The sequence below is a fragment of the Erysipelotrichaceae bacterium 66202529 genome, assembly GCA_017161075.1.
Taxonomy (GTDB): Bacteria; Bacillota_I; Bacilli_A; order Erysipelotrichales; family Erysipelotrichaceae; genus Clostridium_AQ.
In genome coordinates this window covers 3676080-3687904 of the sequence record CP046174.1, presented here as the reverse complement: position 1 = coordinate 3687904, position 11825 = coordinate 3676080, and the positions used below count along the sequence as shown (strand labels likewise).

Sequence of the window (11825 nt, the reverse complement as noted above, 5' to 3'; positions counted from 1 at the left end):
TGTGATACAATAGAAACAAGAAAGTGGTGATACTATGAAAAAGATAATACCTGCACTGGCGGTACTTGCCGGAGCTGCGGCATTGGTTGCCTACAAGCTGAAAAAGGATGAGGAAAAACAGATCATAGATCTGGATCAGGGACTTCTGGAGGATGAGGATGATCTGGATGATGTGGATATGGACGACGAGATTGAAGAAGGGCCGATCAGTGATCCTGCATCCTGTATGGAGGCTGTAAAAGAAGCGGCAGCAGATACGGCAGAGGATGTAAAAGAGCTTGCCAAGGATGCTGTAGAAGAAGGAAAAGAAGTTGCTGAGGAGCTGGCGGATACGCTCAGGGATAAAGCAGAGGATGCAAAAGAAACAGTGCAGACTGCGGCAGAGGAATTCGATACAGATTTCCCGTCTCTTTTAAAGAGTGAAGTGGCTGCATTGAAGGAGCAGGCAAAAAAGCTGATGGATGATATGCTGCAGGAAGGTGACGTACATGAAAATGAACGCCCTGTTCAGCACCGTGTTGTGTTTAAAACGGCAGAGGATATGGATGCCTTTAAAAATGAAGTGATCAACAAAGGGTTTGTCATCACAAGAGGGGATGAGGATCTGGAATTGATCGTGCTGCATATCACGCCGATTGATGATATCAAGCTGATGGGAAACATCCTGTATGTTGCCGCTGAAGCTAAACTCCATCGTGGAGAATATAAGGGCTGGAGCAGTAAGGTTATTTACTGATTATCATAAGTGATACAAAAGGAAAGGACGCCAGGATATGCTGTGGCGCCTTTTTTACTACAAAAAGCCTTTGGATAGCCTGTGGAGCTTATGCGGTCTGAAAACAGCTTGAAACAGTGCATCAGCAAAATACCTATCCTTACAGAATAGAAATCCATTCCTGCATAGAAAACCCCGGCTGCTCGCACCGGGGCATGTATTCTTTAATCAAGAAATGCTGTTTCGTCTATGCGCTTTCCGTTTTTATCATAAAAACGAAGCTGAGAAATACTGGTATAAGGTGGAAGAAAGTTGTAGTTTTTGATGAGATAGGTATCCTTATTTGATAATCCACCCAGCGATATGGTAAGCATATCCTCATTGTCATTGTAGGTACTAAGATCAAATTCATAGCGTTCGGCCTTAACGATACTGTTATCAAGATAGACAGTAACACGGGTATTATCAGAAGTTCCTACGATCATATGGCCGTAAGGGATATCGGATATACTGCCGCCTTCATATAGGAAGGCAGATCCTTTTTCTTTGAATATCAACAAATTATACTCCTGTTCCTGTTTTACCAAATACATCATAAGCTGCTTATCCTCTACCACATTTAACTGCTCATAATTTTTAAAATGATTATGAATATAGTCTTCCGGAATAACGGTATCTGTGCTGTATTCGCAGGCAGAAAACAGAAGGAGACAGAGCAATAAAAGAGCTGTGCGTAATAGTTTTTTCATAAACGGTACCATCGCATTTTAGTGGGTGCTTGTATGAGGGAGATAGGATTCAATAAAATGCGATATATTCCTTTCCTGCAGGATCGACTTTAAAAGCGTATATAGATATAGGACGGTAGGGATGTATATCCTTCATCTGTATTATCTCTTATGCTGTGAATTTTACAAGACTAAAATAAATTCAGTTTATGTGGTATACTAAAGATAGACGATATAGAATGCAGTATGCAGCTTCATTTAATCGCTTTCAAAGGAATATTCTTGAAATAAAATGGAAATTATTTGAAATAAATTGTAAATTCTGTTGACAAGTATGTTTGTTTTTCATAAAATAGAGAGCATGAAGAGCAAGGGCGCTTTCAGATCACTCGGTCTAAAGGCGTCTTTTCTTTTCTCAGCATGCAGAAAGCAGCGTGTGCACAAGGGCGTGCCGTCATCGTACGGTATGCCCTTTTTACGAGAAAGAGGAGGAAATGTTATGTTATCATCAGTAGACACCATATGGGTTTTATTAGGAGCCGTACTGGTATTCTTCATGCAGGCAGGCTTTGCCATGGTGGAGACAGGCTTCACCCGTGCGAAAAATGCCGGGAATATCATTATGAAGAATCTTATGGATTTCGCTTTGGGAACGATTGTATTCTGGCTGATTGGCTTTGGACTCATGTTTGGCGGTGACGGGCCGCTGGTGGGTGGACTGGATTTTTTCATTCAGGGGAATTACGGTGGAAGCTATCCATCCAGTGCCTATATTATTTTTCAAACGGTGTTCTGTGCAACCGCCGCAACGATAGTCTCCGGTGCGATGGCAGAGCGTACGAAATTTTCTGCCTATTGTATGTACTCCGTTCTGATTTCACTGTTTGTATATCCAATTTCCGGTCACTGGATCTGGGGCGGCGGTTGGCTGGCAGAGCTTGGCTTTCATGATTTTGCGGGCTCCACTGCCGTGCATATGGTTGGCGGTATTGCAGCGTTGATTGGTGCCTCCATTCTGGGACCGCGTATTGGAAAATACGATAAGGATGGAAAACCAAAGGCAATACTTGGGCATTCTCTGACCCTGGGTGCTCTCGGTGTCTTCATTTTGTGGTTTTGCTGGTTTGGCTTTAACGGTTGTTCCACAGTATCTATGACAGGGGATGATACGATTACAAGTGCCGCAAACATCTTTGTGACAACCAATCTTGCGGCAGCGACAGCTACGGTTGCTGTTATGTTTATTACCTGGATCCGCTATAAGAAGCCGGATGTTTCCATGACCTTAAACGGCTCTCTGGCAGGACTTGTGGCAATCACGGCAGGCTGTGATATGGTAGATCCCTTCGGAGCCTTCTTCATCGGTCTGATTGCGGCCTTCGTGGTGGTGTTCGGTATTGAATTTGTGGATAAAAAGCTGCACATTGATGATCCTGTCGGAGCGATTGGTGTGCATGGCTGCTGTGGGGCTGCCGGTACGCTGCTGGTTGGTTTGTTTGCGACAGATGGTGGTTTATTTTACGGGGGAGGCTTTCACTTTCTCGCTATCCAGGCAATCGGTGTGGTAAGTGTTGCGGCCTGGGTCAGCGTCTGTATGCTCATTATTTTCACTTTGATTAAAAAGACCATCGGTCTTCGCGTCAGTGAGACAGAGGAACTGGATGGTCTGGATATCCACGAGCATGGACTGGCAAGCTCCTATGCGGATTTCATGCCGACAACCGGCGGTGCAGAATTCACAAAAACACTGGCAATGGCTCAGAATGCTTCAAGCAAGGCAGTAGTGCAGCTGAAGGAAATGCCTGCCGCAAGTGGAGATACCTCCTCTAAAATGACGAAAATTACCGTTATTACAAATCAGCGTCGCTTCGATGATTTGAAAAATGCGCTGAATGACCTTGGTATCAACGGAATGACATTCTCACAGGTACTCGGCTATGGCGTACAAAAGGGACATACTGCTTACTATCGCGGTGTGGAAATGGATGCGACGCTGCTTCCGAAAATCAAGGTTGAGGTTGTCGTCTGTGCTATTCCTGTTCAGACAGTCGTGGATACGATCAAGCGTGTTCTGTATACCGGACAGCCTGGTGATGGAAAAATCTTCATTTATGATGTGGAAAATGTGATTCGTGTAAGCACCGGACAGGAAGGAGGGGCAAGTCTGAACGACGAATAATAAAAAATAAAAAGCACGCAGAAAGAGCTTCTTCAGCTACGTTTCTACGTGCTTTCTTTGTATGCTCACAGCTACAGGATACGGACATACAAAACTGCTCGATAGCACAGCTACAGGCAGTATGATTATGCAACATAAAACCAGATGCTGATCAGTAGCGGTTGTGCACCTTTTCAAAGAAGCAGAGCATATGATCCAGCTTCAGCTCTTTTCCATCATCCAGCACTGCAGAGCCGCTAAGATAACCGAATACCTGGTGCTGATCCGTAACTATGACCACTGCACTTGTTTTGGCACAGCGATCGAGAATGGGCTGAAATATCATCTCAAAACGGCCATCGCTGGAGGTGATCTGCCATGGCTTCAGATAGCTGTCCTCAGGAATGTGGAAAACTACATCATCCAGCTTGTGCGCAACACCGTCATACAGCAAGAGATTTTCACTTGCCGCTGCGGTATCCCCAAAGCCGTAACCGACATTAAAGCCGAAGGGCTTGCCTTCTATGATGCCGTTTCCATTACCCCAGTACCAGATATTATCATATGTCCATACACCGCGTCCCCAATCCAGAGTAGCGAAATCCTTTTTAGGATCAAAATGGAGGATCGTGTTATCGAAGCGAACCTCTCCACTTGCTCTCATACAGTTGATTTTCTGATTATAGTAAAAGGCGGTTTTCTTTTCTTTCCATGGCGTTGCGATTACCATGCTGTCCATGGGCGGCTGCTGCAGCGTAAGCTCGCAATGTAACGGCAGACCGTGATAGAAATTTTGAAAATCACAGCGAATTGTACGTGCTCCCTTTGTGACCTGAAATTCGATATCCAGACGCTTGTCCTTATACCGGCAGCTTCCGGCAGTGGATGATGCAGGCATATGCAGCTTGCCCATAGGGAAGGCAGTGAGGATCGTTTCCGTATGCTCCCGCTTATTTTTGAAATCCAGCAGAGATATCGATTGTAAACCGATATAGCCATCATCGGATATGGTGAACGCAACACCATAGCTTTTGCTGAGAATCAGATAGTAATCCCATTTCTTAATCCGCCAGCGCGGTGCCTTAATATCCTTCCTTGCATATTCCTGCAGCAGGGAGCGTGACCAGCCCGGCTCTGTCAGTGTACCGGCTGCATCCAGCAGCGGCTGCCGCTTTGTTATTTCATGGTTTCGCATATCCTAAGCTCCTTTCCTTATATCTCCATTATAGTAAGAGGCTGTGTAAATTACAAGGCGGCTGGTAAATATGTGAATTTGATTGACAAATGGTTTTCACACAGGTATGCTGATACCAAGACATGGGACATTGTAGTTTTAAATAGATTACTATAAAGATGGGAGGTATTTGACATGAAGCTTCATATCAGGAATGTAAAGAAAAGCTATGATGAAAAAAGTGTGTTGGAAAATTGCAATGCCACCTTTACACAGGGGAATATTTACGGATTGCTTGGAAGAAACGGCAGCGGAAAGACAACCTTATTTAATTGTATAGCTCATGAAATTTCCTGTGACGGCGATTTTCTAATTGAAGAGCAGGGAAATTTACGCAAGGTTGAGGACAAAGATATCGGGTATGCATATTCCAGCCCGATTCTGCCTGAATTTATGACCGGTTATGAATATATACGATTTTATATGGATATTCATGCAAAAGAAATAGATGTAACGAAGAGCATTGATACCTATTTTGATTTGATGCGGATCGCACCCCAGGATCGTCACCGGCTGATTAAGGGATACAGTCACGGGATGAAAAACAAACTGCAGATGCTTGGCTTTCTCATCTCCCGCCCCAGGGTAATCCTCTTGGATGAGCCGCTGACTTCCTTTGATGTTGTTGTGGCAAATGAAATGAAGCATTTGCTTCTGGAAATGAAGGAGGAGCATATTCTTATTTTTTCAACCCATATCCTGCAGCTGGCAAGCGACCTCTGTGATGAAATTGTGCTTTTGCATAACGGAGCCCTAAAGCAGCTGGATCATGAGCTTCTGGAACAGAACGATTTTGAGGAACAAATCGTTTCTCTGCTGCAGGAGGATGATGTGCATGCTGTATGATATATTGCTGCTGTTTCGTATACGGACAACACGGAAGGTTAACGGTTTTTTCTATTTTTTCAGAAGACTTCCCTTTTTAGGAAGGCTGTTAAAGGAAGGCTGCTATGCCGCTGTTCATTTAAAGGCAGTACTGAGTGTTTTTTCATTTCTGCTGGATATCCTGATGAACCTTTTGAAAAATCTGCTGTACCTGTTTGTCATCATTGCTGTACCGCTGATCAATCTGCAAAAGGATGCGTCCGATGAACAAATATCCAACGGATTCCTGTTTGGGTTTGTCCTGTTAAGCCTTGTGGCAGGGGCTGTTTGTAATTCCAAGCTGTTAATTGCGGATGAGGAGACTTTTATTCTCAGCCGTCAGATGCGCATGGAGGCAAAGCGCTGTCTGCAATCCCGCAGCTGGTACAGCTATGGTATGAATATGGTTGGATTAAGTCTGAGTACATTTCTTTTATCCTTTATGCTTTCATTCCCTTACTGGTATGCACTTCTGGCGGGCTGCGGATATCTTGGCTCCCATCTGCTTGTGGATGCAATACAGATGCACCGCTTTGCTGTACACCGGCGCTTCTATTTCAAAAAGAACACCTATCAGCTTCTGATACCACTGGGTTCCCTGCTTGTATTGTATCTCCTATACTGGCTGCAGCTGGACATATCCTTTGCCCGGCCTCTGTTTTGTGTGAGCGCTCTGCTTTGCGCAATGGCTATATTTCCCTATCTGCGCTATGCACATACCTATTCTTGCTACAGTGAGCTTCTTACCAGGCTGCTTGTGGAGAATCACGAGATTTTAAAGCTAAACGACATGGAAATGAAGCAGATGGAGGTTGCCGTGGATGAAAAAAGCTTCACCAGTGAGGAGCTTCACCTTCAAACAGATAAAAGCGGCTATGCCTTTTTAAATGAACTGTTTTTCCGTCGTCACAAGCATCTGATTTATAAGCCGGTACGATTTCGCCTGGCAATCATGACGATTCTCTGGGGAGCTGGTACCATAGCAATAATCGTTTTTCAAGAGGATATGAAAATCACAAAGGATATTCTGGAGCTGCTTCCACCGTTTGTATTTCTTTCCTATATTCTCAGCATTTCCCAGCGCGTCTGCAAGGCAATGTTCATGAATTGCGATGTATCCCTGCTGCATTACAGCTATTATCGAAGGAAAGAGGCGGTGCTGGAAAACTTTCGGCTTCGGCTGAAAAGGCTTTGCTTTTACAATATGATGCTGCTTATGGTTTTGTGCCTGTATGTAAATATAACTGTTATCCTGTGCGGAATATCCTATACGCTGCCAACCCTGCTGTTGTTTGATTTTGCAGTACTGTGTCTGGCTGTATTTTTCAGTATTCATTATCTGTTTGTCTATTATATCTTTCAGCCGTATAACGAGCAGTTTGATATGAAGAATCCGTTTATGTCTATACTGAACGGTTTGGTGTATCTGCTGTGCTATTTGTGTATGCAGATAGAGGGCAGCCTGATGTTTGTCAGCGGTGTCCTGGCCGCTACCATAGTGTATATCGCATTCGCACTTGTTTTGGTATATCGTCTGGCACCGAAAACCTTTCATTTAAAATAAATGAATTTATATGTGGAGTATGCAAAACGTTATTATTTTGCAGAAGAATTAAAAAAGCATTGCTATAATTGGTAAAATTTGGTAATATATAAATGTAGTTGATTGTACATAAAATTATACATTTAGAGACATTTCGTTTTATAGCGATATTGTCTTTTTTTTATTCTTTTTTTCCTTTTTCCTGCATTTTTTCTATTTTCTACCACTATTTAATAAAGTATAACATTCTGCATAATCCCTGCACATATGTTGTGAACGGACAGAAAATAGTGGATATATCAGAGAAAATGTACCTTGTCTATACCCTATTCGGTAAATAAAGATATAAGTATCTTATTGAAAATCGGCAGATAACAGAAATTGAGAAGTTTCAATCATGGTGCAAAGATAGGAGGATGTATATGAAAAGAAAGTTTTTAACGTGCTTGCTAATGATAGGGATGCTACTGATGATGATTCCGCAAAATCTTATACATGCAGTTACAATGATTAGGCCTGAGGCGCCAAGTACTGAAAGTAATCACAAACATGAAAAAACTGCACTTTATGTTGGAAAAAAAATAGATACAGTGGTGCAGAGAACAGCCTTATTGTCTGCGGTATCGGTTCCAACAGATCCGACATTCTTCACATTTGATACTGCAAATCCGGGAATGATCGTAAACTATTCCGCAAGACCGGATGCACCTAAGGATATTGTGATTCCGGATTCCTATATAAAGGATGGGAAAACGATTGAAATTACAGCAATCGGACAAAGTGCTTTTTCAGGTCAGCAGCTTACATCAGTTGTGCTAAATGATAATCTTATTACAATCGGGAATAGCGCTTTTTCCGGAAATACTGGAATAACCTCCATTGTTATACCAAACAGCGTAACATCGCTGGGCAGAAATGCATTTAATGGCTGTAGCTCTTTATCCTCAGTAACACTGTCAAATCAGCTAACAGAACTTCCTGCCTCTGTATTTGAAGAAACCAAAGTTGATAATTTGATCGTACCAGAGGGTATTTTGAGCATAGGTACTAGGGCTTTTTACAAAGATAGTGCATTAAAGAACATTCAACTCCCCTCAACACTGACATCAATTGGATCATATGCATTTTACAATACTGGTAGTTTGCAATCCATCGTGTTACCTAGTAATCTTCAACTAATTTCAGAGTATGCTTTTGCATACAGCGGATTAACAAGTCTGTCACTACCGGATACTATCACGAGCATTTCCAGCAATAGCTTTTACTTCTGTACCTCTTTGCAGTATATCAAATGGCCTGTCAATCTGAAATCAGTTAAGAGCAGTGCGTTTTCAAGCTGTTTCAAACTTACAGATATAACATTACCTGAAAGCGTTGAGACGATTGATAATAAGGCATTTTATAGTTGTTCAAGCTTACAGAAGATAGTATTTGGTTCATCAATAAAGACAATAGGCCAGAATGCATTTGATGGAACAAAAAGCGGTATTGAAATTCATTTAGAGTATAAGGCTGTTAATGATGTGGTAGGGGCTCCCTGGGGTGCAGTAAATGCGCAAATATATTGGCAGAGCAATGATGATTCCTGTTTTTATATTAGTAATGACGGTAAAATATTAGGCTTTAAACCGTTGAACCATACTACAAATTCATCACAGCATACGGCATCTCAAAATCATACTATAGTTAATATCCCTTCAGTGATAAACGGAATTACCGTGACATCCATCGCGGATAATGCATTCAATAGTAATTCCAGCATTTTAGCTGTTAGTTTTCCAAATACGTTAAAAAGTATTGGTACAAGAGCCTTTTATCAATGTGGGAAATTAGGATTAAATGATAAAAAAATAGTATTTCCTGATTCTGTTACTGATATTGGGGAGGAAGCATTTGTCTCCTTTAGCCTTGCTGTCACACAGATTCAATTTGGTTCAGGGATTAAAACAATCGGCAAAAACGCTTTTAATGTAACAAACACTATGAAGATTTATTTATTGTCTAAAAATGTAAATGAAGTCATAGGAAGTCCTTGGGGAGCAAATAAAGCCTCTATTTATTGGAAGGATAGCGATAATTCCTGCTTCTATGTAGACGATGAGGGAACCTTGATTGGTTTCAAGCCATTGGATCATAACGGTCAGGATACCTCGCAGCATACGGACTCACAAAATCACACAGTTGTTACGATACCGGAAGAGGTTCGGGGTATTAAAATAACGAAAATTGGAGAAAGTGCGTTTGCAAAGACTGATATCACCTCAATTTATTTCCCTGATACGGTTACAGAAATAGCAGATGAAGCCTGCAATAATTGTACATCACTAAGCTATGTCAGATTGCCAAGAAATTTGAAAACCATACCTAAGAATATGTTTTATGGCTGTACACAATTAAAATCAATCATTCTACCTGATGGATTGACAACAATTTCGGATTACGCTTTTAGCTACAGTTCATTAGAAGCTGTGACATTACCTGATACATTGCAAAGTATTGGAACCTATGCTTTTCAAAAGACGCAGCTTACATCTTTGCGCATACCTAACAGCGTCACCAAATTGGGAGCAGGGATATTCGGCTATTGTCCAGAGCTTACGGAGGTTATTCTACCAAATACGTTGAAACAAATTCCCTCAAGCATGTTCACCAGCAATAAAAAGTTGCAAACAATCGTGCTTCCAGAATCCATTAAGACAATCAATTCATATGCATTTTCTAATTGTAGTGCGCTAACTACCCTCACATTACCATCAGGGCTTACAGAAATCTATGATAGTGCATTTCAGGGCTGTACCTCCATAAATGCTCTAAACCTGCCGGAGGGATTGATTCGGCTTGGAGAAAATGCAATTAACGGCACGAATATAACACAAATCAAACTTCCATCAACCCTAGAGTATGCATCAAAGTCTTTAACTGGCTATAAAGGAAATATTATTTATGTTCATCAGGCTCGCGACTCCTCATCAATTGCCTGGGCACAGCCATGGGGAGCAGAAGGTGCTACAGTATATTACGATGGAGAGTATACTGATATCACAACTTCTGTTACATACGATGCAGCACATAGCAGGGCGGTGATTCATGCAGTGATTACAGCACCCGAAAATGCTAATATTAAATCCGTTACGCTGCCGGATGGTGAAAAAAAAGATTTTCTGAATGTTCCAGTGTATGAATTTGATTATCCGGTTACGATGAATGGCGAATATTCCATAACCGCCTCTACAAATAGTGCGGATACGACGCAAACGGTTACTGTTCAGGAACTGGTTTATGCGTGTATAGAAGCAAATAGCTTTTCTATATCTCTTGACAAGGTGGCAGGTCTTACTGAGCAAAGCATCTTAAACAGTGCACAGGCACATGCATACCGTAACAATGATGAACAAACACCAATCACAGTAACACTGGAAACACCGCTGCAGGATATTAAACAGGCGTTGAATGCATCCGGAAACCGCATCACTGCAGTGCTATCTGCTAAGACAAAGACACCGGATGATAAGATGGATATCACAGTGAAAAAGGAAATCATCATTTCTGTCAGCAATGTAGTACGAGTTACCTTCAAAGATTGGGACGGTACGACACTAAAGGAGGCAGTAGAAATAGCTGTAGGAAATAGTGCAATTCCGCCTGCGGATCCAAAACGTAAGGGATACACCTTTACCGGCTGGGATCGTCCATTAACGAATATTCAAGAGGATACCGTTTTTATTGCCCAGTATATGCAGAAGCAATATTTAGTAAAATACGATACTAAAGGCGGTACACCTACTTATACGGATAAGCCTGTAACCTGGGAGCAGAATGGCTTACTGCCAGGAACCCCGAGCAAAGAGCATTATGAATTTCTAGGATGGCTCGTTGCAGGAAGTGATGAAAATATAACTGATGAAACTGCTTTTAAGGAGATTGCTTCTGATGATCAAATTTCATCCGTCACACTGACTGCCGCATGGAAGCCTGTATCTTATAATCTGCATCTAGTTACCAATGGAGGAAGAGAACCGGATACTGTTCGATCCTTTACAATCGAAAACAATAACGTGGATATCAGTGATGTTAAGGTCACAAAAACAGGAAACAGCTTTTCCGGATGGAATACAAAACAGGATGGCTCTGGAGATACAATTGAAAATTTGAAGAATTACAAGCCGCCATTACAAGATACATATCTGTATGCCGACTGGACAGCACAGGATGCTAGCTATTATGTGTCAATCCCTAATCGAATCACTTTAAAAAATTTATCAGGAAGCGGTTTTGCAGGTTCCACCGAAATAATCCGTGTAGATGAGTCGCATGCTGAGGATGCTACAATGCCGGATAAGACAGTTGAAATTTATTGTACACCGTCCATCACACTGACTAATGCGGAGTCAAAGCATGCTTATACTGTTACAGTGTTGAATGCTGAACAAAAACCATATGTAGATGCGTCCAAACCACTCATGATTTTAAGTATGAAGGGGACGAAGCAGAAGGAATTCCACCTCCGTACAGCAACAAATAGTCAATGGAAACGCGGCATATATGAAGGAAGCTTAATGTTTAGCTTTAAATTGGGAGAGTGA

General features: G+C 41.9%; 7 protein-coding genes. 5 read left to right on the top strand and 2 right to left on the bottom strand.

What is annotated here, in order from left to right; all coding sequences use genetic code 11:
• The first annotated feature begins 34 nt into the window (after positions 1-34).
• Positions 35-736, top strand: a complete 702-nt coding sequence (locus GKZ87_17360) for a hypothetical protein (GenBank protein ID QSI27124.1) — start codon at positions 35-37, stop codon at positions 734-736.
• Positions 737-939: 203 nt separating this feature from the next.
• Here GKZ87_17360 and GKZ87_17355 read toward each other — a convergent pair whose 3' ends face one another.
• Complete coding sequence (locus tag GKZ87_17355) at positions 940-1368, bottom strand: hypothetical protein (protein ID QSI28009.1); 429 nt, start codon at positions 1366-1368, stop codon at positions 940-942.
• A 574-nt stretch (positions 1369-1942) separates the two neighbouring features.
• Between GKZ87_17355 and amt the strand changes: the two genes are divergently transcribed.
• The gene (gene amt, locus GKZ87_17350) at positions 1943-3622 is read left to right on the top strand and encodes an ammonium transporter (GenBank protein ID QSI27123.1); all 1680 of its coding nucleotides are present in this window, start codon (positions 1943-1945) and stop codon (positions 3620-3622) included.
• 151 nt (positions 3623-3773) lie between these two features.
• Here amt and GKZ87_17345 read toward each other — a convergent pair whose 3' ends face one another.
• On the bottom strand, positions 3774-4796 hold the full coding sequence (locus GKZ87_17345; protein QSI27122.1) for a DUF2804 family protein: 1023 nt from the start codon (positions 4794-4796) through the stop codon (positions 3774-3776).
• Positions 4797-4970: 174 nt separating this feature from the next.
• On the opposite strand from GKZ87_17345, the gene GKZ87_17340 reads away from it, so the two are divergent.
• The 3 genes from GKZ87_17340 (at position 4971) to GKZ87_17330 (ending at position 11825) form a co-directional block, all read left to right on the top strand.
• The gene (locus tag GKZ87_17340) at positions 4971-5681 is read left to right on the top strand and encodes an ATP-binding cassette domain-containing protein (protein ID QSI27121.1); all 711 of its coding nucleotides are present in this window, start codon (positions 4971-4973) and stop codon (positions 5679-5681) included.
• On the top strand, positions 5671-7263 hold the full coding sequence (locus tag GKZ87_17335; protein ID QSI27120.1) for a hypothetical protein: 1593 nt from the start codon (positions 5671-5673) through the stop codon (positions 7261-7263). Before GKZ87_17340 ends, GKZ87_17335 begins: the two co-directional genes overlap by 11 nt.
• A gap of 401 nt (positions 7264-7664) precedes the next feature.
• Entirely contained in the window at positions 7665-11825 is a 4161-nt protein-coding gene (locus GKZ87_17330) for a leucine-rich repeat protein (protein ID QSI27119.1), read from the top strand.

Excerpts from the sequence above, each read along its gene's own strand:
- GKZ87_17330 (QSI27119.1), top strand. The coding sequence starts at position 7,665 with ATGAAAAGAAAGTTTTTAACGTGCTTGCTAATGATAGGGATGCTACTG.
- GKZ87_17360 (QSI27124.1), top strand. The coding sequence starts at position 35 with ATGAAAAAGATAATACCTGCACTGGCGGTACTTGCCGGAGCTGCGGCA.
- GKZ87_17340 (QSI27121.1), top strand. The coding sequence starts at position 4,971 with ATGAAGCTTCATATCAGGAATGTAAAGAAAAGCTATGATGAAAAAAGT.
- amt (QSI27123.1), top strand. The coding sequence starts at position 1,943 with ATGTTATCATCAGTAGACACCATATGGGTTTTATTAGGAGCCGTACTG.
- GKZ87_17335 (QSI27120.1), top strand. The coding sequence starts at position 5,671 with ATGCTGTATGATATATTGCTGCTGTTTCGTATACGGACAACACGGAAG.
- GKZ87_17345 (QSI27122.1), bottom strand. The coding sequence starts at position 4,796 with ATGCGAAACCATGAAATAACAAAGCGGCAGCCGCTGCTGGATGCAGCC.